The organism is Devosia ginsengisoli, assembly GCF_024707105.1.
GTDB lineage: Bacteria > Pseudomonadota > Alphaproteobacteria > Rhizobiales > Devosiaceae > Devosia > Devosia ginsengisoli_A.
This window is the reverse complement of the sequence record NZ_JANQAJ010000011.1, coordinates 670574-695546: the sequence shown is the minus strand read 5'-3', so window position 1 is coordinate 695546 and position 24973 is coordinate 670574. Positions and strand designations below refer to the sequence as shown.

The window sequence follows — 24973 nt, the reverse complement described above, 5'->3', positions numbered from 1 at the left end:
GAGCTTGTCGAACCATGAGGCCGGGTCCCCTCCAAGCCTGGAGAGAGAAACCTTGCTCCCCACCATCTTCAGCTTCTGGCACGGGCCGATGAGCTGGCTCGAAGCGCTGTCCATCGCTTCGTTCAGCCGCCGGGGCCATCGCGTCGAGGTCTATTCCTACGACCCCATCCCGGCTCTGCCTGCCGGCGCGGTGGCCTGCGATGCCGCCGACATCCTGCCGCGCGAACGGCTGATATTCTACAAGGGCAGGGGAACCCCAGGTGTGTTCTCCGATCTCTTCCGCATGACCGGCCTGCGCCAGCAGCGCGGCATTTACGCCGACCTCGACGTCTATTGCGTCCAGCCGATCGTCGGTCCGCCCGACTATCTCATGGCTTACGAGCGTCCCGGCTCTGTCAATGGCGCGGTCCTTCACATCCCGGCCGATGCGCCTCTGCTCGATGACCTGCTCGGCATTTTCGGCTCCGGCCCGCGGCCCCTGTTCGAGCCACATCTGCCGATCTTCCGCCGCCTCGAAGTCGCGGCGCGCCGCCTGATCGGCCAGCACGTGCCGCCCGAATACATGCAATATGGCGCCACCGGCCCCATGGCCCTGACACATTATGTGCGCCAGCGCGGCCTCTCTGGCCATGTCCTGCCCAGCTCCGCGCTCTATCCGATCCCTTATGAAGGCATTCCCGCACTCATGCAGCCGGGCTCCAGCACCGACGCGGCCATAAAGCCCGATACATTGGCCATCCACCTCTGGCGCAGCCAGCTCACCAATCGTGGCCGGGCAGACATGCCCCTGCCGCCGCCCGATAGCGCCATGGCCGAACTCTGCCGGCGCGAGGGCCTCGACCCGGCGTCTTTCCCCTAGCTCAGGCCGGCTCGGCCTGTTTCCGGCTGGCCGCAATCTGCTGCGCCAGCAGCGCAATATCGTCCGCGAACTTGGTGGCGCCGGCTTCCATATGCTCGGGCCATTGCCCGAACTTGCGCAGCAGCGGCACGAAGGCCGCCACGTCCGCCTTGTCCCATTCGCTGAGGAAATCCCCCAGGATCAGGAATTTGTAGGCGCGCACCGCTTCGATGATGGCTCGGCCGGTATCGGTCAGCTCGATGATGGTGCGCCGCGCATCCGCCTGGCTCACCGCCCGCCGCGCATAGCCCGCCTCGACCATTTCGCTCACCACGCGGCTGGCCCGCGACGGATCGATCCCCAGCCGCTCGGCCACGGTTGCCACCATGGTTTCGCCCTCGCTGTCGCCGAACTGCGCCGCCGGCGCCTCGATGGCCACCAGCACGTCGAACTGCGCCAGGTCGATGCCCACCTTGAGTTCCACCAGCGCGCGATGCCCCAGCTCGCGCCGCATGGCGCGCCGTCGCCAGTTCTGCATCAGCGCGTCAATGCTGATCACCGCTTCCACGGTCTCCGCATCCACGCCGGCCTTGCGCAGCAGGGCATTCATATCGGTCTTGCCACCTTGATGGGGCATGGCAGTCCTCGCAATTTCGCATGCTTCCGGCAATTACGTGCTATTGACATGCAATTGCCGGAAGCAGATATATGCCGCAATAATTCATACTGCAAGTGGGCGCGACTCTGCCGCGCCACCAGCTTGCGCCAAAGGATATTCAATGTCTCAACCTGCACAATCCGCCGCTGCGCCGCAGTCGGCCGCCGCTGCGCCGCAGTCGCAGTCGGCCAGCGAAGAGCCGCAGGCTCAGTCTGTGGGCCTCATTATCGGCGCCGTCGCTGTGACGCTGCTGCTGGCCTCGCTCGGCCAGACCATCGTGTCGACCGCTCTGCCCACCATCGTCAGCGAACTGGGCGGCCTCGAACACCTGACCTGGGTGGTCATCGCCTACCTGCTCAGCTCCACCGTCGTTGCCCCCATCTATGGCAAGCTCGGCGACCTCTACGGCCGCAAGATCGTGTTGCAGGCTGCCATCGTCATTTTCCTCATCGGGGCAGGGCTCTCGGCCTTTGCCAATTCGATGAATTTCCTCATCTTCGCCCGCACCGTGCAGGGCCTGGGCGGCGGCGGCCTCATGGTCGTGGCCATGACTGTGGTGGCCGACGTCATTCCCCGCGCCAGCGCGGCAAGATCCAGGGCATTTTCGGCGCCGTCTTCGGTGTCGCCACTGTCGTCGGCCCGCTGCTGGGCGGCTTCATCGTCGAACATCTGAGCTGGCAGTGGATTTTCATGATCAACCTGCCGCTGGGCATACTGGCTCTGGCCGTCATCGGCTTTGCCCTCAAGCCCAAGGTGACCCGCGTCGTCCACAAGATCGACTATATGGGCTTCGTCCTGCTCACCGCGGCGCTCTCGGCCTTCGTGCTAGCCACCAGTCTGGGCGGCAATACCTTCCCCTGGTTCTCGGTGGAGATCATCGGCCTCGTCGTCCTGTCGCTGGCCGCGATCCTGACCTTTATCTGGGTCGAGGCACGTGCTGCCGAGCCGGTGCTGCCGCTGCAGCTTTTCCGCAACAACACCTTCCTGGTCACCAATGCCGTCGGCTTCCTCGTCGGCATGGCCATGTTCGGTTCCATCACCTTCCTGCCGCTCTACCTGCAGATCGCCAAGGGCATTTCGCCCACCAATTCGGCTTTCCAGCTCCTGCCCATGATGGTCGGCCTGATCGGCGCCTCGACCCTGTCCGGCTTCGTCATGAGCAAGACCGGCCGCTACAAGCTGCTGCCCATGCTGGCCTCGGCCGTGCTGTTCTGCGGCCTGCTGCTGCTCGGCATGATGCAGCTCGATACGCCCGATTGGCAGATCGCGCTCTACATGTTCATCGTCGGCCTGGGCATTGGCCCCATCAACAGCGTCGGCGTCACCGCCACGCAGAATGCCGTGCCGCGTGAACTGGTTGGCGTCGCCACTGCCGGCAACACGTTGTTCCGCCAGATCGGCGGCTCCATCGGCGTCTCGGTCTTCGGCGCCATCTTCGCCAGCGGCCTTGCCCGCCAGCTTGATGGGGCAATGCCCTCGGGCGGCAGCGCCTTCAACGCCCAGGCCATCCAGGCCCTGCCTGAAGCCGTGCGCGCCCAGGTGCTCGAGGGCTTCGCCGCCGCTTTGCACCCGGTCTTCCTCACTGCGGCCGGCGCGGCCGTCATCGCCTTCGGCCTCACCTTCCTGCTCAGGGAAATCCCGCTGGCCACCACCCTGCGCAGGGAACCCGAAGCCGAGATCGAGGCCGAGGAAAACGCCGCCGCCGCTGCTGTCGGCGCCTGATCCATGCATCCCCGGACCATCCGATGGTCCGGGGATGCACTTCACCTTCGTGCCGATATGGCCTATCTGGAAACCGCGCGTGGACGACCTCGCGCGGTTTCCATTTTTCGGCCGGGACGACCCGCCATACCAAGGAGAGATCCCATGGCTTGGGTCTATCTCACTATTGCCGGCCTGTTTGAAATGGGCTGGGCCATCGGCCTCAAATATACCGAAGGCTTTACCCGCCTCGTCCCCACCACGCTGACCGTCATTGCCATGGTCATCAGCGTCGCCTTGCTGGGCCTGGCCCTGCGCGATCTGCCGGTCGGCACCGGCTACGCGGTCTGGACTGGCATCGGCACGGTCGGCACCGCTCTGCTGGGCATGTATCTCTTCGGCGATCCGGCCACTGCGGCGCGTCTCGCCTGCATCGGCCTCATCGTCGCCGGCATCGTCGGGCTCAAGGTCCTGTCCTGATCCCGGTTGCCCAGCACTTTCAATGGATTGTTGGCGATGGCGGACTCACTTCGCCATCGCCTTGAATCACTGCACGAAGCGCTTGAATCACTTTCTCGGGCCCGCCTTCACTGTTGCAGGAATACGCGAGTTCCATGCCGACGCATGCGCTCCCGGAATTGTTAATGGTCAAATCATGCAGCCTTGCTAGATTTGCTGCATAGATTGCCGATCTAGCGTCGCCGGCCCCCATATCTCGGAGAGCAATAGTGCCCTTGCGCTGGCAGGAAGTGGCTGTGCCACTCGTCGTTATCGTTTCGCTGATCGTCCTCAAATACGTCCCCTTTACCGCTGGTCTGCCGCTCGCCCGTGCCGCGGGCGTCGTCGCCTTCGGCTATGCGGCCTTTCTCGCCTTGCGCCTCGTGCAGGGCGAGGAGGCCATCAGCGTCGATGGCTGGTCGGAGCTACGCCCGTCCATGGTCGAATATTTCGCCTGCTATGGCGCGGCGGCCCTGGCCGTGGTGCTGATGAGCGCCATCATCGTCATTGGCGGTGTCAGGCATGTCGAATCCACCCAGATGATTGCCACCTTCATCGCCTCGCTGATGCTGGGGGCAGGGGCCGTAGGCATTGGCCTGGGCGGGCTCTTCACCCGTACCCGCTGGAACAACAGCCAGGTCGAGCACCGCAGCGCCTTCGGCCGCGAAACCAGGCTGGTCTGGTCCGATGTCCGCTCCGTTCGCCCCAACTGGCGCGGCGTCACCATCGCCACCCATGATTCCAGGCGCATCACCTTCTCCCAGTTCCACTCCGGCGCCGCCCAACTGGCCAAGCACGCCACCAACCGCGCCAGGCGGAACACGGAAGCCTCCGCCAAGGCCTTCGCCACGCTCTGAGCCGAGAATGACACCTCGTGGGCACAACGCTGCCCCACGCGCGATGTCATCCCGGCCTTGAGCCGGGACCCATCCCGAGATCGCGCCACAGCCGCAAGGTGGATAGTCCGGCCAAACACCCCCACCGACTTATCCATCTTATCCCCGCCTCCAAAACCTGCTGCATACTGTTACCCATCCCCGCCATTCACGCGGTCCCGACGCAGGGCCGGGCGGGGAGGCTGGAGACGGGGGCGCCCGTTTGGCCGGGCAGAAAGTCGGCAGCTGGGCTTGCGATATAGTTCCACCTGTGTCCGGACCCGGTGAGGAAACTCCAGACCCGTGATGGGCGGCCCTTGGTCCGTTCTATGTCGACAGTTCTTGGTCCAAAGGCCGCCCATCTCCCGTGAAAACCGCATCACAGGCGGCGCTTTGCCATGCATTCACGCCGCAAATATCACCCATCACCCCAATTCAATTGAGCGCCGGCCCTCCCTCCGGTAACCTCACGCCATGAACCAGCCCGTCGCCATCCGCACCGCCCGTTCTGTCTGTCCGCACGATTGCCCCTCGGCCTGCGCGCTGGATGTGGACATCGTCGATATCAGCACTATCGGCCGCGTCCGCGGCGCCAAGGATGATCCCTACACAGCCGGCGTCATCTGCGAAAAGGTCGCCCGCTATGCCGAGCGCGTGCATCACCCCGAGCGCCTGATGCACCCCTTGCGCCGCACTGGCCCCAAGGGCAGCGGCCAGTTCGAGCAGATCACCTGGGACGAAGCGCTGGACCAAATCGCCGCCCGCTTCACCGCCATTGAGGCCGAACACGGCGCCGAAGCCATCTGGCCCTATTTCTATGCCGGCACGATGGGCCATGTGCAGCGCGACGGCATCGACCGCCTGCGCGCCGCCAAGGGCTATTCCCGCCAATACGAAACCATCTGCATCGGCACGTCATGGCCCGGCTATATCGCCGGCACCGGCCTGCTCGGCGGCGTCAATCCCGAGCAGATGGCCGAAAGCGACTGCGTCGTCATCTGGGGCACCAATGCCGTGCATACTCAGGTCAATGTCATGACCCACGCCATGCGCGCCCGCAAGGAGCGCGGCGCCAAGGTCGTCGTCATCGACGTCTATGAAACCGCCACCATGGCCCAGGCCGATATGGGCCTCATGCTGCGCCCCGGCACCGACGGTGCTCTCGCCGTCGCCGTCATGCATGTCCTGCTGCGCGACAACCTGGCCGACCGCGCCTATATGGCCAGATACACCGATTTCAGTCCTGAATTCGAAGCCCATCTGGCCACCCGCACGCCCGAATGGGCCGCCGGGATCACCGGCCTCAGCGTCGAACAGATCACCGAATTCGCCCATCTCGTCGGCACCACACCCCGCTCCTATTTCCGCCTCGGCTATGGCTTCACCCGCCAGCGCAACGGCTCGACAGCAATGCATGCCGCCCTTTGCATCCCAGCCATGACCGGGGCCTGGCAGCATCGCGGCGGCGGCGCCTTCCATTCCAATTCCGGCACCTGGCAGCTCGATAAATCCGCCATCAATGGCGCCAGGATGCAGAAGGGCGAGCCGCGCTGGCTCGACATGTCCGAGATCGGGCCCATCCTCACCGGCGACGCCAAGGCGCTCAAGCATGGCGGTCCGGTCAAGGCCATGATCGTGCAGAACACCAATCCGGCCGCCGTCGCCCCCGACCAGACGCTGACCCATCGGGGCTTTGCCCGCGAAGACCTCTTCCTCGTGGTCCACGAGCAGTTCATGACCGAAACGGCCGAATTCGCCGATATCGTCCTGCCCGCCACCATGTTCCTCGAGCACAACGACTACTACACGCGCGGCGGCCATACCCGCGTGCTCTACGGCCCCGCCGTCATCCAGCGCCCGGGCGAAACCCGCTCCAACCACGAAGTCATCAACGCCATCGCCCTGCGCCTTGGCCTCGACGACGATATCTTCAGAACCATCGATCGCGATGTCGTCGCTGAAACCTTCCGTCGCTCCGGCTATCCCGCCCTGGAAGAGGTCGAAAAAACCGGCTTCGTCGATCGCGAGCGTCCCGACGCTGCCGCGCGATTTGCCGATGGCTTTGCCTGGCCCGACCGGCGCTTCCGCTTCGCGCCGAACTGGCAGGATGTGGCCGACAGGAAAGGCTATCTCTGGACCTGCGATCCGGCCGAGCTCCCGCGCTTTGCCGATCACTGGGCCATCAACGAGCCGACGGATGCCGACCACCCGTTCCGCCTCGCCACCAGCCCGGCTCGCGCCTTCCTCAATTCGACCTTCAACGAAACGCCCGGCAGCCAGAAGCGCGAAGGCGTGCCTTCGCTCTTCATCCACCCCGAAGACGCGGCGCCCCTGGGCATTGTCGATGGCGAATTCGTCGCCGTCGGGAATATCAGGGGTTCGGTCGATCTCACCGCCCGCATCCGCACCGGCCTGCCCAGGGGCGTCGTTATTGCCGAGGGCCTCCACCAGAACAAGGCGCATCGCAAGGGCAAGGGCATCAACACCCTCACCAACGCCACCCCCGCGCCCCCCTTCGGCGGTGCGACATTCCACGATGCAGCCGTCTGGGTCAGGCGGGCGGACACGCAATAGCCCTCATGGTGAGGTGCGAGCTCTTGCGAGCCTCGAACCACGAGGGCGTGCCACTAAGCGAGGTAAGCACCCCAGAAGAAATACCCGGTCATGATGACCCCATATACAATCACCGCCATGCGTATCCACTGCGTCGGGATTCGATGGGCATTCTTCGCGGCCAGATAGCCACCCACGGTCACGCCCACCAGGGCGATCGAGCCATGGTACCAGTCGATCGACCCGCTCAGGGCAAACCGCGCTACCGCCACGACGGCCACGATGCTCGACACATAGAGCTTGAGCCCGTTCATGGCGTGGATATCGCTCATGCCGGCCGTCGCGAGGAAGGCCAGCAGCAATATGCCCAGCCCGGCATTGAAGAACCCGCCATAGATGCAGACGCCGGCGAGGAACGCCAGCAGCAGCACGCTGCCCAACATTTTCATGCCACGCCCGCCACCGCTCCGGGCTGCCACGAAACCATTGATCTGGTTGCCGAACACGAAGAGCAGCACGGCAAAGGCCATCAGCCAGGGCACGACCAGGTCGAACAATTCGTCCGACACCACCAGCAGCAGTTCCGCCCCGACATAGCCGAACACCGCCGACACCACGCCATAAAGCACCAGCCGGTCCTTGTATGGGGCCATGGCATGCCAATAGCCCGCCGCGCCGCTCGCATAACCGGGCAGGGCGGCATAGGTGTTCGACGCATTGGCGATGACAGGTGGAATGCCGACGAACAGCAGCGCCGGAAACACGATGAACGAGCCTCCGCCGGCCAGCGAATTGACTGCGCCACCCAAAAGCCCGGCAATCAGCAGGAACAGCGTCTCGATCATTGCGACTTCCCAACCACGGCGTCATCCCGGCAAAGGCCAGGGTCCACCTCAGGCCATAGCCCGCCTGTGCCCCTGCGCCCAACGCATTTGTCTGATCACCCCATCACCCGGATTGATCGCATAGCCGCCATGCCGTTGACAAAAGGCACCCTCGCGCGCATATCCCGCTCAGGTCGCTGGCACCCGCCGCTCGCCGGAAGCAATTCCGATGGTGAAGTCCAGTCTCCGAGCAGAAGAACGAACCATTGGTTCATCTTTGCAAGGCGCATCATGGCAATGCGAGCCCCCATGGAACAGTCGCCTCATGCAGATGAGAGGACCTATCATGTCGTTTTCACTCGATACCCCTTCCGCCCAGACTCTCAAGGCCGAGGCCAAGGAACTGCGCCAGCAGCGTGCCACCCTCGGCGAAACCCTGTCGCATGGCGCCGCCCTCGAACAGGTCGCCCGTGCCCATGGCTATCGCGATTGGAACACCGCCCGCGCCGCCTTGCCGGATCGCATCGTCTCGCCCTGGCAGGTCGGAACGCGCGTCAAAGGCCTCTATCTCGATCAGCCCTTCACCGGCATGCTGATCGGGGTTCAGCTCCTGGGCAACATGCAGAGCTACACCGTGACCATCCAGTTCGACGAACCGGTCAATGTCACGCCGACCTTCATGTTCGCCGCCTTGCGCCACCGCGTGGTCTCCACCGTGGATATCCACGGCATTTCCAGCGCCACGCGCGGCAACGGCAATCCGCAGATGGTTCTGCGGCGGGCATGATGATCGGGAAAAGTGGTCCCGGGTTTCCGGTTCGAAGCGGGACAAATCTAAGGACCGGGGGCAGGGCGGCAATATGCTGCCTTGCCCTCCATCGTAGATCGCCGATATATCTGCGTGACCCATTCACCAACGGAAGCGGCAAATGACCACCCAGACCAAGCCGATCGAGGCCTATTCCCTGCCCACGCCAAACGGGCAGAAAGTCCACATCATGCTCGAAGAGCTCGGCGTGCCGTGGATCTATCACCGCATCGATATCGGCAAGGGTGAACAGTTCACGCCCGAATTCCTGGCCATCTCGCCCAACAACAAGATTCCCGCCATCGTCGATCCCGAAGGCCCGGGTGGCGAGCCGATCTCGATCTTCGAATCCGGCGCCATCCTCAAATATCTCGGCCTCAAATTCGGCCAGCTCTACCCCACCGATCCGCGCCAGCAGGTCAAGGTTGATGAATGGCTGTTCTGGCAGGTCGGCGGCTTCGGCCCCATGCTCGGCCAGAACAATCACTTCAACGTCTATGCGCCCGAGAAAATCCCCTACGCTCAGAAGCGCTACACCGATGAAACCCACCGCCTGTTCCGCGTGCTGAACACCCAGCTCGAAGGCCGGGACTATATTGCCGGCGACTATTCCATCGCCGACATCGCCTCCATCGGCTGGGCGCAAAGCTGGGAGCGCTATGGCATTTCCAAGGCCGAGATGCCCAACTTTGCCGCCTGGATCGAACGCCTCAACGCCCGTCCGGCCGTCCAGCGCGGCCTGAACTGGGGCAAGGACGTGCCGCAGAAGAGCCTCGCCGACGACAAGGACGCCCAGAAGGTCCTGTTCAACCAGCGCTGACTATTGCGCCACGGGTTCGGGGATCACCCGGACCCAGTCCTGCCCCTGGCAGATGATGTTATACAGCACACAGCCATTGAGCCGGATGAAGTCCGGCCCCAGCATTTCGATGTAACCCGAATAGGTATTGCCGTCCTCGGGATTATAGATTTCCCCGTCATAGACATTCGGCTTTACACTGGGCAGCAGCGTCAGAATCTGCAGTCCCAGCATCGGCCGGCTGCGCAATGTGGGGTCGGGATTGCGGACATCGGTAAAGCTCTCCACCGGCATGGCCAGCGCGGCGGCATATTCCTCTTCCGTCAAACCCTCGCGCGGCACCACGATCTTGCTCAGCGTGCCGCAAAACCCCTCCGGGCACAGCGCGATGGTGATTTCGGACAGTTCCACCGTCTGCCAGATGCCCTCGATCGGGTCGAGAATGCGATTGGGGTCGGGTACGAAAGGCTCCTGGGCGCCGGCACTCATCATGCCGGCCAGCATCACACCCACCCCGATACAAAGTCTCAAGCCGCCGTTTGCCATGCACTCCACCTGCCGTCGGAGGGTCAATCGCGATTCGCCGCGCCACACGATCTAGCCGCCATTCGTGGCGGCCATAAAGCAAATACCGCAACAATCGCATCGCGCGGTGTGCTCGGCCAAAAACCGCTTGCCTTCCCAATCCCCGCCCGCTATCCACCCCCTGCCGGAGAGGTGGCCGAGTGGTCGAAGGCACGCCCCTGCTAAGGGCGCAGGGCTCTAAAGGTCCTCGTGGGTTCGAATCCCATCCTCTCCGCCATTCCCTTTACCGGCACAACCGCCGCCTCTATTCCCGTCCGGAAATGGCCGCGGTCGCCGCGCGGATATCGGCAATCAGGTCACGCTGCGCACTTGTGGGTATCCAGCCGGCGCGGAAGGTCAGTCCGATGGGGCGGGTCGTGTCCGCCAAGTGCGCGGGCAGGCGCACCACCACGCCCTGCAGCAGATCGGAACGGATCTGCAGGCTCGAGATGAAACCAAGATGATCAGTTACCTGCAGGAGCTCGCGCATCAGCACCATCGAGCCGGTCTCGACCAGGCTGGTGGGACGTTCTGGCCCTGAAAGCACTTTCTCGAACATGTTCCGCGCCGGCGTCCCGGGAATATTGACCACCCAGGGAAAGCCGCTAAGCTGCGCTGGCTGCAGATTGAATTCGGCCAGCAGCGGGTGCCCCGGCCGGCACACCACGATCAACTCGTCATCGAACAGCGGGTCCTGCACGACATCCCCGATGGGCGGAGGATCGCGCATGGCACCGACCAGGAAGTCCACCTCGCCCCGCCGCAACCCGGCGATCAGGTCGTCATAGGGGCCGTCCAGCGCCTGGATGGGCAGGGTGGCGCGGCGTCGCCGGAAACGTGCGATGGCTTCGGGCAGGATGGACGACCGCGATAGTGGCATGGCACCAACGACGATACGCCCCACTTCACGGCCGGAAAGCTCGCCCAGATCGGCTTCCGCCTGATAAATCTCCGCAAAGGCCAGTTGCACCGCCTGGGCCAGCCGTGTCGCCGGCCGCGTGGCATGCATTCCGCGCGACGTGCGTTCGAACAGGGGTCGACCGGCGTCTTTTTCCAGGTCGCTGATGGCGCGATGGACGCTGGGTTGCGCCAGGCCGAGCTTTCTGGCGGCCAGCGTGAAATTTTCCATCTCGACCCCAGCGACCAGCGCGGTCAGTTGCGAGGACGTGGCGGTCAGGTGCAGGCGAGGGGAGAGATCGCCCAATGCCGGGTCGAGCAGTGCGAAAGCGCGCCGCACGCGGTTGGCCAGCAGGCCCCCGGCGTCGGTCAAAAGCAATCCCTGCGGGGTTCGATGGAAGAGCTTGCTGGTGAAATGCTCTTCCAGCTTGCGGATGGATTGGGTGGCGGCGGGCTGCGAGACCGAGCAAAGGCCGGCCGCCTGGGAGATCGATCCGCTATCGAAAGCGGCGAGGAAAACGCGGAGATGCCGCAGATTTGGCTTCATCTCCGCCTACCTTTGCCATGCCGGATCATGCGCCATCATAGGCGGCGCGCGCTGCCGGGTCCACGCAGGTTGCCCGTTAGAACACGACTCCATCGAACAGCTTGCGCGCCGTGCGCAACACCGCCGCATTGGTCACCACGCCGTCTGCGACGCTGGCGATGACGCTCATCTCGCCTGTCGGATGCTCCACCGAAATCAGCTTCTCTCCGCCCTCGGGCACCTTGGCGAGTTCGGACGCCGGGCCTTCGGGCAGCAGGCAGGCCGTGGCGACGCTGACGGCGCCGAGCACGCCGATGGAGTCATGGCAACGATGCGGAATGAAGGTGCGGGTGGAGATCGCGCCGCCCGCCACCGACGCCGAGACCATGGTCATCTTGGGTACCGAGCTCTTCGCCACGTCACCGAGATTCATCATCGGTCCGGCCTTGAGGCGGATGGCTTCAAGCTTGTCGCGCAGGGCGGCATTGGCTTCCAGTATCTGGGGGCTTTCGGTGCCGGATATGCCGAGGTCGGCGGCGCGCATGACGACGCAGGGCATGCCGTTGTCGATCAGCGTGCAGTCGACCCCCTCGATCACGTCCACCGCCTTGCCCGTCGGCAGTAGCGCACCACAGCTCGAGCCCGCCGTATCGGCAAAGGTGATGGGAATGGGCGCGGATGTGCCGGGGACGCCATCGATACGCCCGTCGCCCTCATAGTTGACGCGCCCACCCGGCGTTTCGACGCGCGCCTCGGCCACCTGGCCGGTATTTTCCATGAAGATGCGCACTACGGTCTGGCCGTCCCTGGGGCTGACCAGTCCGCGCTCTATGGCGAAAGGGCCGACGCCGGCAAGGATATTGCCGCAATTCTGTTGGTCGGTAACCGTGGGCTGATCGACGAAGACCTGCAGGAACAGGTAATCGACATCAATGCCGGGACGGGTGGAGCGCTGTACCACCGCGATCTTGGAGGTCAGCGGATTGGCGCCGCCCATGCCATCGATCTGGCGCGGATCGGGCGAGCCCATGATCTTGAGCAGTAGCGCGTCGCGTTCGGCGGTATCGGCCGGCAGGTCATCGGCCAGGAAATAGCCGCCCTTGGACGTGCCCCCGCGCATCCACATGCAGGGCACGCCTTGGCTAGACATATTTCAGCCCCTTCTCGGCCAGCCGCTCACGCATCTTGTAGATGTCGAGGCCCAGTTCGCCTGCGGCGAGCCGCTTGCGCTTATCCTCCTCGGCAGCGACTCGCGCCTCGGCCTTCTGCGCCACGGCTTCCGCCTCTTCGCGACGCACCACGCAGACACCATCGTCGTCGGCCACGATGACATCGCCGGGATTGACCAGCATGCCGGCGCAGACCACAGGCACGTTCACCGAGCCGAGCGTTTCCTTGACGGTGCCCTGCGCGAAAATGGCCTTGGACCAGACGGGGAATTTCATGGCGGTGAGGTCGGCCACATCGCGCACCCCCGCATCGATGATGAGCCCCTTGCAGCCGCGCGCTCGGGCGGAGGTGGCGAGCAGGTCGCCGAAATAGCCGTCTTCGCTGGGGCTGGTCGGCGCCAGCACCATGATGTCGCCGGCCTTGAGCTGTTCGATGGCAACGTGAACCATCCAGTTGTCGCCAGGCGGGGCCGAAATGGTCACCGCGCTGGCAGCCAGCCGCGCCCCCGAATAAATCGGCCGTATATGGCTGGCCAGCAGCCCCTTGCGCCCCTGCGCCTCATGCACCGTGGCGACGCCACAGGCGGCAAGACGGTCGATGATGGATTGCTCAGCCCGCTCGATATTCTGGACAACGATGCTCATCACAGTTCATCCACGGTGCGCGGATAGATCGACTGGAAGCCCTCGGCATATTTGGCCGGGCGCCCACCGGACTGCCCGCCCGAATTGCGGGTGAAGTGATTGGCCCGGTTCTCGGCGACATTCCTGTAATAGTGCCAGAGGTGTTCCTGCCCCTCCATGGCCTGGATGGCGGCCCATTTCTTGTCCCACACATCGGTGATGTCGAGAAATACGTCCGGCTTCCAGTCCATCTGCTCGGTCTGGTGCGGCTCGAACAGATAGACCTGCGGTGCACCGAGGACTTTCTGCCCCGGATTATGCCCCCAGGCCTGGGCGATGGCGCGGCATTCCAGCGTCCACTGCGACACATACATGTGGTCGGTATTGTAGGGGTCGTACTTGGAATGCGTCATCATGAAGCTCGGCTGCACCGCCCGCATCACATCCACCAGCCGATCCTTGGCCTCCCGCGTCATCTCCAGCGGATAATCGCCGAGATCGAAGAACTGGATATCATGCACGTCGAGGGCCTTGGCGGCATTCTCTGCTTCGACGCGGCGGCCGGCCTTGACCTTGTCCAGCGTCATGCCGGCCTGCTTCCACAGCTTGGCGCTCTCGCCACGCTCGCCATAGGACAGGCAGACGACGGTCACCTCATAGCCGTTGGCGGCGTGTAAGGCGATGGCGCCACCGCAGCGCCAGACGAAGTCCGCCGAATGGGCGCTGACGATAAGGGCTGTCTTGGTCATGGATGCTGATCCTCCTGCGCGTGTCATCCTGCGGTGTCCCGTTGGGGACCAAGCTAGGAGATGCAGCACCGAAAGCACAATTCGAACAGGCGCCACAGATATAAGTTTTAGCTATAAGATAGCAGATTTAGCCTGCTTCTTCACTCAACGCCTATACCCACGTCGACCATATGCGCCCGGAGGATTAGGCACCCAATCTGCTATCACCTTCGGACCAATGTGATACCACTCTCGACAAGTCCGGGCGAACGCCCCTAAGCTCTCCGCCGATGGCTGCTGTCTGCCCCGGACGGGCCGGTACGAATAACCGGTCCGCAGGCCGGCATCCAACCACGTCAATGCCATCGAGGTGCGGCTTGGCGCAGGAAGAAACAGACACCTCAAAGGGAGTTGCAATGTATACGAAGCTTTCCCGGACCGCTTTTGCCGGCCTGGCAGCGGCCCTTCTCGCGACGGCCGGCCTGGCCCTGCCGGCGCAGGCGGCAAATCTGCGCATGGCCTGGTCGCAGGATGCCACCGGCCTCGATCCGCATGCCCAGACGGCGTTTTCGTCGCTGCGGCTGCTCGAACTCATTTACGAGCCGCTGGTGCGGAACGATACCAATCTCGACGTGGTCCCGGCCATCGCCGAGAGCTGGGAATTTTCCGAGGATGGGCTGACGCTGACCTTCAAGCTCGATCCCGACGCCAAGTTCAGCGACGGCGCAACGGTAACCTCGGAGGACGTGAAGGCCTCTTTCGAGCGCCTGCTCGATGAGGCGACCGGCGCCGCGGCGCGCTCGAACTTCCTTTCCATCGCCTCCATCGATGCGCCCGATCCGGCCACCGTGGTATTCAACCTGTCCCAGCCCGACGCGCCGCTCCTCGTGGCCATGGCCTCGATCAATGCCGCCGTCGTTCCGGCCAAGGCCATTGCCGATGGTTCGGTTGCCACGACCGCATTGGGGTCCGGCCCCTTCGTGCTGGATAGCTGGGAGCCCAATTCCCGCGAGGAACTGAGCGTCAATGCCAATTGGGCCGGTGGCGACATCGCCTATGACGGCATCACCATTTCGGTCCTGCCCGACGAAACGGCCATCCTGGCCTCGCTGCGCGCCGGCCAGACCGATTTCGCGCTGATCAATGACCCGCTGGTGGCGACGCTCGTCCCCAACGAGCCCAATCTGCAGCTCAATGCGGTGCCGGGCCTGGCCTATAATGTGCTCCAGCTCAATCCGTCACGTTCGCCCATGGACAATCTCCAGGTGCGGCAGGCGATTTCCTGTGCCGTGGACCGGCAGGATATTCTCGATACCGCCCTGGTGGGCGAGGGCAAGGTCACCGGGCCTCTCACCATGCCGGCTTATGCCAGCGATCCCTCGACCCTGTTCTGCTACGAGCAGGATATCGAGAAAGCCAAGGCATTGATGGCCGAAGCCGGCGTTGACGGCTTCTCGGCCAAGGTCATCGCCGCCACCGGCGAGCCACCGGTCGCCTCGGCCGAGGCGCAGGTGCTGCAAAGCCAACTGGCGGAAATCGGCATCAATCTCGAAATCGAGCTGATGGAGCTCAATGTCTATGTCGACCGCTGGCTGGCCGGCGATTTCGACATGGCGGTGGCCCTGAATGGCGGTCGCACCGACCCCTATCCGATGTACAATCGCTACTTCACCAAGGACGGTAACCTGCTCAAGGTGTCCAACTTCACCGATGACGAGATCGACAGCCTGCTCCAGCAGGGGCGGGTCGAGACCGACATTGCCAAGCGCAAGGAAATCTTCCAGCAATTCGAAGCCCGGTTGACCGAGTTGGCGCCGTGGATCTGGCTGTCCACGTCCAACATCTATACGGCGCAGCTCAAGACCATATCGGGCTTTGAATCCTCTGCCACCGGTACGCTCTTCGGGCTGACCAAGGTAACGCTGGGCCAATAGCCTTGTCCGAGGCGGGTCTTCGGACCCGCCTCCCTCCTGCCTCCACGGATTGACACCATGAACTATCTGGCGCGGCGGCTCGTGACCTTTCCGCTGATCCTGCTCGGCGTCTCGCTACTGGTGTTCTTCTCCATCCGCATGATTCCGGGCGATGCCATCACCGCCATGCTGGGGACCGAGGCGGGCCTGCTCACCCCGGTGCAGCGCCAGGCGCTGGCGGAGTATTTCGGCATCGACCAGCCGGCTGTCGTGCAATATGGCCGTTGGCTCTGGGGCGTGTTGCAGGGCGATCTGGGCCTGTCCGTAACCTACGGGCGACCGGTTCTCGCCATTATTCTCGAACGCTTTCCGCTGACGCTGGAACTGGCGCTGCTCTCCATGGTGATCGCGCTGAGCGTCGGCGTTCCAGCGGGCGTGCTGGCGGCGACGCGCGGCGAGCGGCCCGCCGATGTCGTGGTGCGCATTCTCGCCATGCTGGGTCAGTCGACCCCGGGCTTCGTGGTCGGCCTTGTCATCATCTATGTTCTGTCGGTCTATTTCGGCTTCATTCCCGCCATGGGCAGCTTCGCTTCGCTCTGGAGCGACCCGCTGGCCAATCTGGGGCAACTGATCTTCCCCGCCGTCACGCTGGGCTTTGCCTTTGCGGCGTCAGTGACCCGCATTTCCCGCGCATCCATGCTCGATGTGCTGAGCGACGACTATATCCGCACCGCCCGCGCCAAGGGCGTCCCGGCGCGCAGCGTGGTCTGGCACCATGCTTTGCCCAATGCGCTCATTCCGGTGGTGACGCTGAGCGGTGTGGAGTTCGGCTACCTGCTGGGCGGCGCTGTGATCGTCGAGCAGATTTTCGCCCTGCCAGGCCTCGGCCGGCTGACGCTCGACGCCATCGGCCAGCGCGATTACGCGCTGGTGCAGGGTTGCGTGCTGTTCATTGCGCTCAACTTCCTCATCGTCAACCTGCTGGTCGACCTCGCCTATGCTGCGCTCGATCCGCGCATTCGGCTGGGAGCGCGCTGATGCGGATTTTGCGCGCCATCGCCGCCCATCCCACCGGCCGCATCGGTGCCGGTATTATCCTGCTCTACCTGCTGCTGGCTCTGTGCGGCACCATCGGCTTCACCCCGCACAATCCGCTGCAGCAGTTCCGCATCGATCGCCTGCAGGGGCCGAGCGCGACCTATCTCATGGGCACCGATCTTTTCGGCCGCGATACGGCCAGCCGTCTCATGGTCGGCATCGGGCAATCCTTTCTCATCGCCTTCGCCTCGGTGGGGCTGGCGAGCCTTGTCGGCACCATTATCGGCCTGCTGGCCGGGTGGTGGGGTGGCTGGCTCGATGGGGCCTTCATGCGCTCCATGGACGTGCTGCTGGCCTTCCCGGCAATTCTGCTGGCGCTGCTGATCATCGCCATTGTCGGACCGGGCACCTTCACCAGCGTCGTGGCCATTGCTGCGGTCTATACGCCGATTTTTGCCCGCGTCGTGCGTGGGCCAACCCTGTCGCTGAAGCGCCGGGAATTTGTCGATGCCGCGCGGACCTTCGGCAGTTCCGAGCGCTATATCCTCACCCGCCACCTGCTGCTCAACCTCGTTGCGCCGCTCACCGTGCAGGTCACGCTGGCTCTGGCCTGGGCTTTGCTGACCGAGGCTGGGCTGAGCTTCCTCGGGCTGGGCACCCAGCCGCCGGCGCCGTCGCTTGGGCTGATGATGAGCGAGGCGCGCAATCTCATGCAGCAGGCGCCGTGGTTGCTGGTGTTTCCCGGCCTCACCATCATGCTGGGCATTCTCGGCTTCAACCTGTTCGGCGACGCCCTGCGCGACATTCTTGACCCCCGCACCCAGCGGAGGACGGCATGACCAGTTTGCTGTCGGTCCGCGATCTGGCCGTGGGTTTTGGCCGCGATGCGGCGGAAAAGCCCGTGGTACGCGGCATCAGCTTCGATCTTGCCCCCGGCGAAACGCTGGCGCTGGTGGGCGAAAGCGGTTCGGGCAAGTCGGTAACGGCGCTATCCATCAACCGCTTGGTGGATTTCGGCGGCGGACGCATCACCGGCGGCACCATGGCCTGGACCCGGCCCGATGGCTCGACACTCGATCTGGCACAGGCCGATGAGCGGACGCTGCTGGGCCTGCGCGGGCGGGAGATCGGCATGATCTTCCAGGAGCCGATGACCTCGCTCAACCCCGTCCACACGGTGGGGGCGCAGATCGAGGAAGCCTTCCGGCTCAATCGCGGCCTTGAAGGCCGGGCCGCCTCCGACGCGGCCCGCGAGGCGCTGGACCGGGTGCGCATTCCCGATGCGGCGCAGCGCATGAAATATTACCCGCACCAGCTTTCCGGCGGTATGCGCCAGCGCGTGATGATCGCCATGGCCCTGGCCGGCAATCCGAGGCTGCTGATCGCCGATGAACCGACCACGGCGCTTGATGTGACCGTCCAGGCGCAGATCATGGCGCTGCTGGCCGAACTCAAGGCCGAACTCGGCATGGCGATGATCTTCATCACCCACGATATCGGCCTGGTCGCCGGCATAGCCGACGGCGTCATGGTCATGCAGGATGGGGTAGTGGTGGAGCAGGGCCGGCTCGATACAGTTCTCGACGCGCCGCAGCACGATTATACCAAGCACCTGCTGGGCGCCGTGCCGCATTTCACCGGAGGGCAGGCGGTGCGGAGCGACCACAGGCGCGAGACCGGGCAACAACCAGCCGTAAAGGTCGATGATCTCGTAGTGCGCTTTCCCATCGGCGGCGGCTGGTTCTCGCGTGATGCCGGGGCGATTCATGCCGTGGAGGGCGTCGGCTTCGACCTCGTGCCCGGCGAAACCCTTGCCATTGTTGGTGAAAGCGGCTCGGGGAAGTCAACAACCGCCCGCGCCATCCTGGGCCTGACCGAGGCTACGCGCGGCGCCATCGTCACATCGCCGGGCCGCCACGGCCGGCCGGTGCAGATGGTGTTCCAGGATCCCTTTGCCTCGCTCAACCCAAGGCTCGATGTGGCAAGCCTGCTGGCCGAACCGGCCATAGCGGCGGGAATGCGGGTGGATGCCGCCCTGCGTCAGCGCATGGTGCAATTGCTGGAGCGCGTGGGCCTGCCCGAGGATGCGCTGTCGCGCTATCCGCACCAGTTTTCCGGCGGGCAGCGGCAGCGGCTCTGCATTGCGCGAGCGCTGATGCTGAACCCCGACGTGGTGGTGCTGGACGAGGCCGTGTCGGCGCTGGATGTTTCGGTGCAGGCGCGGGTGCTCGATCTGCTCATTGATTTGCAACATGAATTCGGCCTGGCCTATCTCTTCATCAGCCATGACATGGCGGTAGTGGAACGCATCGCCCATCGGGTGGCGGTGATGTATGCCGGGCAGGTGGTGGAAATCGGCGACGCCGCCTCGGTGCTGGCAAAGCCGCGGCACAGCTATACCAAGCGCCTGATCGCGGCGGTGCCCGGCATCGAAAGGCGGCGGCAGCGCTACGATGTCGATACGACCCCTGTGCCCTCGCTGATCAAGCCCAAGGGCTATGAACCGGCGCCGGCTGAGTGGGTCACTGCGGGCGAGGACCATCTGGTAAGAGTAGAATAATCATGGGTTTAGCGGAAAAATTCGAGCGGGGCTTCGCGCTGCTGGCCGAAGCGGTCACGGCGGGAAAAATCCCTGGCGGCGTGTTGGGATTGGTCGATGCGTCCGGCAAACGGATCACGCGGGCTATCGGGGAAGCCCAGAAAATCCCGGTGTCGCGGCAGATGACCGAGGACACCTGGTTCGACCTGGCGTCGCTGACCAAGGTGCTGTTCACCACGCCCCGCATCCTAGCTTTGGCCGAGGCCGGGCGGATCGATCTCGATGCATCCTTGACCACGGCCATTCCGGATTTCGCACAGTACAATCCTGATAACTGGCAGCGAAAAATCACGTTCCGCCAATGCCTTGGGCACCAGACGCCGTTTCCGGGCGTGTTCCCGCTCTATATTTATGGCGACGACCCAAACCGGCTGCGGCATTTCGTGTTGCAGCGCGATTGGTCGGCCGGGCCAGCGGTTTATTCCGATATCAATTTCATCCTGCTGGGCATCGCCATCGAGCGGCTGGAGGGCAAGACGATCCGGAATATCGAGCCGGGGCAAGGGTTTGCATGGGGTGCCGACCCGGCCCAGGCAGCGGCGACCGAGAGCGATCCGTGGCGGGGGAGGGTGCTGTGCGGCGAGGTGCATGACGAGAATTGCGCAGCCTTGCAGGGCTCGGGCCATGCTGGACTGTTCGGCACAGCATCGGCTGTGCTCGATTTCGCATTTGGGGCGCTTAATGCTAGCGGACTGTTAGCATCGAGCGTCTCACTCATGCGAAAACCGCTCAGCGCGCGGCGCACCCATGGCTGGGAGCGGCCCTATGAGGGCTGGTCGGGCGGCGAGCGGAATTCGCCGGGCACGATTGGCCATACCGGCTTCACCGGAACGGGCCTGTGGCTCGATTTCGACCGGGGCCACGCCTGGACCCTGCTGACCAATCGCGTTCACCCGACACGGCATTTCGATAGCGGCATCTTTGCGCTGCGCCGCGCCGTGGGCGATGCCGTCAATACGAACTGAGGACGCGACGATGGAACCGATCTGGACGATTGGGCTGATGACCGGAACGGTGCTGGACGGCAATATCGACATTGCCATGGTGCGCACCGATGGCGAGACCATTGCCGAATTCGGACCCTATACGCTGGCCCCCTATAGCGCCGAAGTGCGAGCGCTGCTGGAGGAGACGCTGGCGGCAGCGCGGGTGTGGAATTTCGCGCGGGCGGAGCCGGCAATCTTCGCGCGGGCGGAGGAGGCGCTGACGCGAGCGCAATCGGAGGCGGTGCTGGGCTTCGTCGCGGCGTCGGGCATGACGATGGCCGATATCGGGGTGGTCGGCTTTCATGGACAGTCGGTGCTGCATCGGGCGCCGCAGCCCGGCCGGATCGGCGAGACGCGGCAATTGGGTGATGGCGCGCTGATGAGCCGGATGCTGGGCACCAAGGTGGTCTATGATTTTCGTACGGCGGATGTGAAGGCCGGCGGGCAGGGGGCGCCGCTGGCGGCGGCCTACCACCAGGCGCTGCTGCGCAAGCTGGGCACGGCCGATGGTTCGACGGCGGTGCTCAACCTGGGCGGCGTGGCGAATGTGACCTTCTGGGATGGCGCGGACACGCTCATTGCCTTCGATACCGGCCCGGCCAATGCGCCGATCAATGACTTCATGAAGGCGCGGGGGCTGGGCGAGATGGACCGGGATGGAGCGCTGGCGGCGCGCGGAGTGGTGGACGAGGCGCGGCTCAAGACGCTGCTGGAGCATCCATATCTCACGGCGGCCTATCCCAAGTCGCTGGACCGCTTCGATTTTCTGGCCAGCATGGCCGATGGGCTGGACGATGCGGCGGGGGCGGCGACGCTGACGGCGTTTACGGCGAGCGCCGTGGGCAAGGCGCTTGATCTGCTGCCGAAGCGGCCGACGAAGCTGATCGTGTCCGGTGGCGGGCGGCATAATCCGACCTTGATGCGCATGCTGAGCGAGCGAGCGGGCGTCGAGGCGGTGGATGCCGATGCGGTCGGCTGGCGCGGCGATGCGGTGGAGGCGGAGTGTTTCGGGTTCTTGGCGGCGCGGGTGCTGCGGGGGCTGCCGATCAGTTTTCCGACCACGACGGGGGTGAAGGCGGCGATGACGGGCGGGAGGGTTGTGGGGTAGGGAGCAACTTCAGCGCCTGTGGCCCACCCCACCCTCAATCCCTCCCCATCGAGGGGAGGGGAGGCGCATGGGCAATGCCAGTGGTCCAATATGACCTCGTCCACCGGACAGGCTTCCCTCCCCCTTGTGGGGAGGGAGTGAGGGTGGGGGTGTCGAGGCCTCCATGGATGCGATGTATGCGGAAAGCTCGGTGCCCCCTCATCCGCCCTTCGGGCACCTTCTCCCACGAGGGGAGAAGGGCAAGAGCCGATAGCTCTGTGTCCTACAAAGCCTTTTGCAGAAACGTCCTCGTACGACCCTTGGGGAAGTCGGGCAAGGCACCGAATACCGTGTAGCCCGCGCGCTGGTAGGTCCTCAGCGCCACCGGATTGAACGTGTCGATCCAGGCGCCATGGCACCCGCGGTTGCGGGCTTCGGCCTCGGCACTTTCGAGCAGGCGGGCGGCCCAGCCGTGGCCGCGTTGGGATTCGGCGAGCCAGAGCCACTGGATATAGAGCCAGCCCCAGGCGGTGTAGCCGGATAGGCCGCCGACGATCTTGCCCGCTTCGTCGCGCAGGAGGACGGCGAGAGCCTGGCGGTCGGAGGGGCCGACATCGGCTTCGTTGAAGGCAGCGAGACCGATGCCGATGGTGGCGAGGTCTTCCGCAGTTGGGTTGGCGGTGAGGGTGAGGTTCACGGCATCGGCCGAATGAAGTGGTTTTCCGCAATCTGCCGGATTTCGGGTTGGGGCAGGGCGGATTGGCGGCGGATGGTTTCGATCTGGTTGAGTTCCTCGCCGGCTTCGGAGAAGCGGCGGTCGGGGTCGGGCACGGCCGAGAGCAACAGGCGGGTATAGGGGTGCTGGGGGTCGCCCAACACGGCTTCCATATCGCCCCATTCGACGATCTGCCCGGCATACATGACCATGATGTCCTCGGCCACATAGCGGGCCGTGGCAATGTCATGGGTGATATAGAGCAGGGCCAGGCCGAGCTGGCGCTTCATGTCGTTGAGCAGGTTGAGAATGCCCAGCCGCACCGAAACGTCGAGCATGGAGGTGGGTTCGTCGGCCACGATGACCTGCGGATTGACCGCCAGAGCGCGGGCAATGGAAATGCGCTGGCGCTGGCCGCCCGAGAGTTCATGCGGGAACTTGCCCATGAGCTGGGCCGGGTCGAGCTTGACGCGGGTCAGCAATTCCTCGACGGCGGCGTGGCGCTGGGCATGGCTGAGCTTGCGCTGATGCAGGCGCAGGGGGCGGTCGAGATGGTAGTGGATGGTGTGGGCCGGATTGAGCGAGGAGAACGGGTCCTGGAACACCATCTGCACCGAGGAGCGATAAGCCTTGAGGGCCTTGCTGTCCGCCTTGCCGAGCGGCGCACCGCGGAACAGCAACTGGCCCGCATCGGGCGTGTATTCGCGCATGATGAGGCGGGCTGCGGTGGTCTTGCCGGAGCCGGATTCGCCGACCATGGCCAGGGTGCGGCCGGGATGGAGCGCGAAGGACACGTCGCGCGCGGCATAGAGCGGGTTGTCGGCGCGGCCGAAAATCTTGGAGACCTTGTCGAGGGCGAGAATGGGCGCGGCTTTGGTCATGGGGCCACCTCGCCGGTGATCTGGACACCGTGCAGCCGGGGCATGGAGGCCCAGAGCTTGCGGGTATAGGCGTGCTGCGGTGCGCGATAGATGGTCCTGGAATCGTTGACCTCGACCAGTTCGCCTTCGAGCATGATGCCGATGCGGTCGCTGACCTGCACCATCAGGCTGAGGTCATGGGTAATGAACAGGACCGAAAAGCCGAGCTGCCTGCGCAGCACGTCGATGCGCTGGAGGATTTCGCGCTGCACCACCACGTCGAGCGCGGTGGTGGGCTCGTCCATGATGAGGAGCTTGGGATTGAGCGCCAGGCAAATGGCGATAACGATGCGCTGGCGCATGCCGCCCGAGCATTGATGCGGATAGGCAGAGAGGCGGTCGGGCGAGATATCGACCAGCTTGAGCAATTCGGCGGCCCGCTCGCGCGCGGCGGCGCGGGACATGCCGGTATGGGTGCGCAGCACGTCGTGGAACTGGTCCTCGATGGTCAGCACCGGGTTGAGCGAATTCATCGCGCTCTGGAACACCATGGCGACTTCGCGCCAGCGGAATTTGCGCAATTCGGCATCATCGAGCGTGAGCACGTCGCGGCCATCGACCAGGATCTGGCTGCCCTTGCGAATGAGGGCCGGCGGGCGGTGCAGGCGGCTGACGGCGAAGGCGATGGTGCTCTTGCCGCAGCCGGATCTGCCGGCAAGGCCGAACAGCTCGCCCGGCGCGATGTCAAAGCTGACATTCTTGACGGCGTGGAAGTCGGTTTCGGCGCCGATATAGTCGATGTTGAGATTGCGGACGGAGAGGACGGGATTGGTCACAGCTTGCCCTCCCCGGCGCTGACGAGGCCGACCCAGCGGGCGAGCATGCCGCCGGTCCTGAGGCGCGGATTGGCGATTTCGTCGATGGCGAAATTGACCAGCGCCAGGCCGAGGCCCAGCAGGGCCAGGGCGAGGCAGGGCGAGAGCAGGTCCCACCAGGCGCCGACCGAGAGAGCGGAGGCGTTCTGCGCATTGTAGAGCATGATGCCCCAGGAGACGGTATTGGGATCGCCCAGGCCGAGGAATTCCAGCGTGGCTTCGGCGATGACGGCGAAGATGATGCTGCCGATAAAATTGATGCCGACGATGGAAATGAGATTGGGGAAAATCTCTGATGTCATGATGCGCCAGCTTGGTTCGCCCAGCATTTCGGCGGACTTCACATAGTCGCGCTGGCGGATGGAGAGGGTCTCCGAGCGGGTGACGCGGACGCCCCAGGCCCATGAGGTGAAGCCCAGGATGACGGCGATGACCAGCGGGCTCGCCTGGCCGATAAAGGCGGCCAGCACCAGCAACAGCGGCAGGTTGGGGATGACCAGCACCATATTGGTGAAGAAGTTGATGACCTCGTCGATCACGCCGCCCTTATAGCCGGCGATGATGCCCAGCACCGTGCCGATGACGGTGATGAGCAGGCCCGCGCCGATGCCGACGGCGAGCGAGACGCGGGCACCGTGGACGAGGCGGGAGAAGACATCATGGCCAAGGCGGGTGGTGCCCAGCCAATGCTCCCATGAGGGCGGCTGGTGCGGACGGCCGACGCGCCTGACCGGGCTGTATTCGGTGAGCAGGGGCGCGAAAATGGCGATCAGCACGATGAGGACGAGAATGGTGAGGCCGATCACGGCCTTCTTGTTGTGGAGGAGCTGGCGCAAGA

23 protein-coding genes, 1 tRNA gene and 1 pseudogene are annotated in these 24973 nt (G+C 64.4%); 14 read left to right on the top strand and 11 right to left on the bottom strand.

Annotation, left to right across the window (positions count from 1 at the left end):
• Nucleotides 1-52 precede the first annotated feature (52 nt).
• Nucleotides 53-859, top strand: coding sequence for a hypothetical protein (locus NVV79_RS17410; RefSeq protein ID WP_303991804.1), 807 nt, complete (start codon nucleotides 53-55; stop codon nucleotides 857-859).
• Nucleotide 860: 1 nt separating this feature from the next.
• On the opposite strand, the gene NVV79_RS17405 is transcribed toward NVV79_RS17410, so the two are convergent.
• Nucleotides 861-1475, bottom strand: coding sequence for a MarR family winged helix-turn-helix transcriptional regulator (locus tag NVV79_RS17405; protein ID WP_303991801.1), 615 nt, complete (start codon nucleotides 1473-1475; stop codon nucleotides 861-863).
• On the opposite strand from NVV79_RS17405, the pseudogene NVV79_RS22695 reads away from it, so the two are divergent.
• From NVV79_RS22695 to NVV79_RS17380, 4 genes and pseudogenes are all read left to right on the top strand, one after another.
• A pseudogene (locus tag NVV79_RS22695) lies at nucleotides 1474-3218 on the top strand (MDR family MFS transporter). The gene NVV79_RS17405 and the pseudogene NVV79_RS22695 sit on opposite strands and share 2 nt — an antisense overlap.
• A 144-nt stretch (nucleotides 3219-3362) precedes the next feature.
• Nucleotides 3363-3677, top strand: a complete 315-nt coding sequence (sugE, locus tag NVV79_RS17390) for a quaternary ammonium compound efflux SMR transporter SugE (RefSeq protein ID WP_303991798.1) — start codon at nucleotides 3363-3365, stop codon at nucleotides 3675-3677.
• Nucleotides 3678-3925: 248 nt separating this feature from the next.
• Nucleotides 3926-4552, top strand: coding sequence for a hypothetical protein (locus NVV79_RS17385; RefSeq protein WP_303991795.1), 627 nt, complete (start codon nucleotides 3926-3928; stop codon nucleotides 4550-4552).
• A 492-nt stretch (nucleotides 4553-5044) separates the two neighbouring features.
• Nucleotides 5045-7144, top strand: coding sequence for a molybdopterin-dependent oxidoreductase (locus NVV79_RS17380; protein ID WP_303991793.1), 2100 nt, complete (start codon nucleotides 5045-5047; stop codon nucleotides 7142-7144).
• 53 nt (nucleotides 7145-7197) lie between these two features.
• On the opposite strand, the gene NVV79_RS17375 is transcribed toward NVV79_RS17380, so the two are convergent.
• Nucleotides 7198-7968, bottom strand: a complete 771-nt coding sequence (locus NVV79_RS17375) for a sulfite exporter TauE/SafE family protein (protein ID WP_303991790.1) — start codon at nucleotides 7966-7968, stop codon at nucleotides 7198-7200.
• Nucleotides 7969-8293: 325 nt separating this feature from the next.
• Between NVV79_RS17375 and NVV79_RS17370 the strand changes: the two genes are divergently transcribed.
• Both NVV79_RS17370 and NVV79_RS17365 read left to right on the top strand, forming a co-directional pair.
• The gene (locus tag NVV79_RS17370; RefSeq protein WP_303991787.1) at nucleotides 8294-8734 is read left to right on the top strand and encodes a glyoxalase superfamily protein; all 441 of its coding nucleotides are present in this window, start codon (nucleotides 8294-8296) and stop codon (nucleotides 8732-8734) included.
• Nucleotides 8735-8876: 142 nt separating this feature from the next.
• Nucleotides 8877-9575: a glutathione S-transferase family protein gene (locus NVV79_RS17365; RefSeq protein ID WP_303991784.1), complete on the top strand. Its 699-nt coding sequence runs from the start codon at nucleotides 8877-8879 to the stop codon at nucleotides 9573-9575.
• Here the strand turns inward: NVV79_RS17365 and NVV79_RS17360 are convergent, their stop codons facing one another.
• The gene (locus NVV79_RS17360) at nucleotides 9576-10100 is read right to left on the bottom strand and encodes a DUF2147 domain-containing protein (RefSeq protein ID WP_303991781.1); all 525 of its coding nucleotides are present in this window, start codon (nucleotides 10098-10100) and stop codon (nucleotides 9576-9578) included. It lies immediately after the preceding gene.
• 165 nt (nucleotides 10101-10265) lie between these two features.
• On the opposite strand from NVV79_RS17360, the gene NVV79_RS17355 reads away from it, so the two are divergent.
• A tRNA-Ser gene (locus NVV79_RS17355) sits at nucleotides 10266-10356 on the top strand.
• 27 nt (nucleotides 10357-10383) lie between these two features.
• On the opposite strand, the gene NVV79_RS17350 is transcribed toward NVV79_RS17355, so the two are convergent.
• The 4 genes from NVV79_RS17350 to NVV79_RS17335 form a co-directional block, all read right to left on the bottom strand.
• Nucleotides 10384-11562 carry a LysR family transcriptional regulator gene (locus NVV79_RS17350; RefSeq protein WP_303991778.1) on the bottom strand — a complete coding sequence of 393 codons (1179 nt, stop codon included), beginning with the start codon at nucleotides 11560-11562 and terminating at the stop codon, nucleotides 10384-10386.
• Nucleotides 11563-11638: 76 nt separating this feature from the next.
• Nucleotides 11639-12691 (bottom strand): 4-oxalomesaconate tautomerase, encoded by a 1053-nt coding sequence (locus NVV79_RS17345; protein WP_303991776.1) that lies wholly within the window; start codon nucleotides 12689-12691, stop codon nucleotides 11639-11641.
• On the bottom strand, nucleotides 12684-13355 hold the full coding sequence (locus NVV79_RS17340) for a 4-carboxy-4-hydroxy-2-oxoadipate aldolase/oxaloacetate decarboxylase (RefSeq protein WP_303991774.1): 672 nt from the start codon (nucleotides 13353-13355) through the stop codon (nucleotides 12684-12686). Before NVV79_RS17340 ends, NVV79_RS17345 begins: the two co-directional genes overlap by 8 nt.
• Entirely contained in the window at nucleotides 13355-14083 is a 729-nt protein-coding gene (locus tag NVV79_RS17335) for a PIG-L deacetylase family protein (RefSeq protein WP_303991772.1), read from the bottom strand. The genes NVV79_RS17340 and NVV79_RS17335 overlap by 1 nt, the downstream gene beginning before the upstream one ends.
• 395 nt (nucleotides 14084-14478) lie before the next feature.
• Between NVV79_RS17335 and NVV79_RS17330 the strand changes: the two genes are divergently transcribed.
• Genes NVV79_RS17330 through NVV79_RS17305 form a run of 6 tightly spaced genes read left to right on the top strand, consistent with a single transcriptional unit; the run spans nucleotide 14479 to nucleotide 21706 of the window.
• Nucleotides 14479-15996, top strand: a complete 1518-nt coding sequence (locus tag NVV79_RS17330) for an ABC transporter substrate-binding protein (protein ID WP_303991769.1) — start codon at nucleotides 14479-14481, stop codon at nucleotides 15994-15996.
• A gap of 57 nt (nucleotides 15997-16053) precedes the next feature.
• A complete protein-coding gene (locus tag NVV79_RS17325) occupies nucleotides 16054-17013 on the top strand; it encodes an ABC transporter permease (RefSeq protein WP_303991765.1) in 960 nt (319 codons plus the stop codon).
• Nucleotides 17013-17852 (top strand): ABC transporter permease, encoded by an 840-nt coding sequence (locus NVV79_RS17320; RefSeq protein WP_303991762.1) that lies wholly within the window; start codon nucleotides 17013-17015, stop codon nucleotides 17850-17852. The genes NVV79_RS17325 and NVV79_RS17320 overlap by 1 nt, the downstream gene beginning before the upstream one ends.
• A complete protein-coding gene (locus NVV79_RS17315) occupies nucleotides 17849-19573 on the top strand; it encodes an ABC transporter ATP-binding protein (protein WP_303991758.1) in 1725 nt (574 codons plus the stop codon). The genes NVV79_RS17320 and NVV79_RS17315 overlap by 4 nt, the downstream gene beginning before the upstream one ends.
• Nucleotides 19574-19575: 2 nt before the next feature.
• Nucleotides 19576-20577 carry a serine hydrolase gene (locus tag NVV79_RS17310; protein WP_303991755.1) on the top strand — a complete coding sequence of 334 codons (1002 nt, stop codon included), beginning with the start codon at nucleotides 19576-19578 and terminating at the stop codon, nucleotides 20575-20577.
• 10 nt (nucleotides 20578-20587) lie between these two features.
• A complete protein-coding gene (locus tag NVV79_RS17305) occupies nucleotides 20588-21706 on the top strand; it encodes an anhydro-N-acetylmuramic acid kinase (protein WP_303991752.1) in 1119 nt (372 codons plus the stop codon).
• A 262-nt stretch (nucleotides 21707-21968) separates the two neighbouring features.
• Here NVV79_RS17305 and NVV79_RS17300 read toward each other — a convergent pair whose 3' ends face one another.
• From NVV79_RS17300 to NVV79_RS17285, 4 genes are read right to left on the bottom strand one after another with little or no spacing between them, the layout of a single operon-like run.
• On the bottom strand, nucleotides 21969-22382 hold the full coding sequence (locus NVV79_RS17300) for an N-acetyltransferase (RefSeq protein ID WP_303991749.1): 414 nt from the start codon (nucleotides 22380-22382) through the stop codon (nucleotides 21969-21971).
• On the bottom strand, nucleotides 22379-23281 hold the full coding sequence (locus NVV79_RS17295) for an ABC transporter ATP-binding protein (RefSeq protein WP_303991745.1): 903 nt from the start codon (nucleotides 23279-23281) through the stop codon (nucleotides 22379-22381). Before NVV79_RS17295 ends, NVV79_RS17300 begins: the two co-directional genes overlap by 4 nt.
• On the bottom strand, nucleotides 23278-24096 hold the full coding sequence (locus NVV79_RS17290) for an ABC transporter ATP-binding protein (protein WP_303991742.1): 819 nt from the start codon (nucleotides 24094-24096) through the stop codon (nucleotides 23278-23280). Before NVV79_RS17290 ends, NVV79_RS17295 begins: the two co-directional genes overlap by 4 nt.
• Nucleotides 24093-24971, bottom strand: a complete 879-nt coding sequence (locus NVV79_RS17285; RefSeq protein ID WP_303992748.1) for an ABC transporter permease — start codon at nucleotides 24969-24971, stop codon at nucleotides 24093-24095. Before NVV79_RS17285 ends, NVV79_RS17290 begins: the two co-directional genes overlap by 4 nt.
• Nucleotides 24972-24973 lie beyond the last annotated feature (2 nt).

What these genes read in the sequence shown, in the direction of transcription:
- NVV79_RS17405 (WP_303991801.1), bottom strand. Translation starts at nt 1,475, where the DNA reads ATGCCCCATCAAGGTGGCAAGACCGATATGAATGCCCTGCTGCGCAAG.
- sugE (WP_303991798.1), top strand. Translation starts at nt 3,363, where the DNA reads ATGGCTTGGGTCTATCTCACTATTGCCGGCCTGTTTGAAATGGGCTGG.
- NVV79_RS17380 (WP_303991793.1), top strand. Translation starts at nt 5,045, where the DNA reads ATGAACCAGCCCGTCGCCATCCGCACCGCCCGTTCTGTCTGTCCGCAC.
- NVV79_RS17375 (WP_303991790.1), bottom strand. Translation starts at nt 7,968, where the DNA reads ATGATCGAGACGCTGTTCCTGCTGATTGCCGGGCTTTTGGGTGGCGCA.
- NVV79_RS17370 (WP_303991787.1), top strand. Translation starts at nt 8,294, where the DNA reads ATGTCGTTTTCACTCGATACCCCTTCCGCCCAGACTCTCAAGGCCGAG.
- NVV79_RS17365 (WP_303991784.1), top strand. Translation starts at nt 8,877, where the DNA reads ATGACCACCCAGACCAAGCCGATCGAGGCCTATTCCCTGCCCACGCCA.
- NVV79_RS17360 (WP_303991781.1), bottom strand. Translation starts at nt 10,100, where the DNA reads ATGGCAAACGGCGGCTTGAGACTTTGTATCGGGGTGGGTGTGATGCTG.
- NVV79_RS17350 (WP_303991778.1), bottom strand. Translation starts at nt 11,562, where the DNA reads ATGAAGCCAAATCTGCGGCATCTCCGCGTTTTCCTCGCCGCTTTCGAT.
- NVV79_RS17345 (WP_303991776.1), bottom strand. Translation starts at nt 12,691, where the DNA reads ATGTCTAGCCAAGGCGTGCCCTGCATGTGGATGCGCGGGGGCACGTCC.
- NVV79_RS17340 (WP_303991774.1), bottom strand. Translation starts at nt 13,355, where the DNA reads ATGAGCATCGTTGTCCAGAATATCGAGCGGGCTGAGCAATCCATCATC.
- NVV79_RS17335 (WP_303991772.1), bottom strand. Translation starts at nt 14,083, where the DNA reads ATGACCAAGACAGCCCTTATCGTCAGCGCCCATTCGGCGGACTTCGTC.
- NVV79_RS17330 (WP_303991769.1), top strand. Translation starts at nt 14,479, where the DNA reads ATGTATACGAAGCTTTCCCGGACCGCTTTTGCCGGCCTGGCAGCGGCC.
- NVV79_RS17325 (WP_303991765.1), top strand. Translation starts at nt 16,054, where the DNA reads ATGAACTATCTGGCGCGGCGGCTCGTGACCTTTCCGCTGATCCTGCTC.
- NVV79_RS17320 (WP_303991762.1), top strand. Translation starts at nt 17,013, where the DNA reads ATGCGGATTTTGCGCGCCATCGCCGCCCATCCCACCGGCCGCATCGGT.
- NVV79_RS17315 (WP_303991758.1), top strand. Translation starts at nt 17,849, where the DNA reads ATGACCAGTTTGCTGTCGGTCCGCGATCTGGCCGTGGGTTTTGGCCGC.
- NVV79_RS17310 (WP_303991755.1), top strand. Translation starts at nt 19,576, where the DNA reads ATGGGTTTAGCGGAAAAATTCGAGCGGGGCTTCGCGCTGCTGGCCGAA.
- NVV79_RS17305 (WP_303991752.1), top strand. Translation starts at nt 20,588, where the DNA reads ATGGAACCGATCTGGACGATTGGGCTGATGACCGGAACGGTGCTGGAC.
- NVV79_RS17295 (WP_303991745.1), bottom strand. Translation starts at nt 23,281, where the DNA reads ATGACCAAAGCCGCGCCCATTCTCGCCCTCGACAAGGTCTCCAAGATT.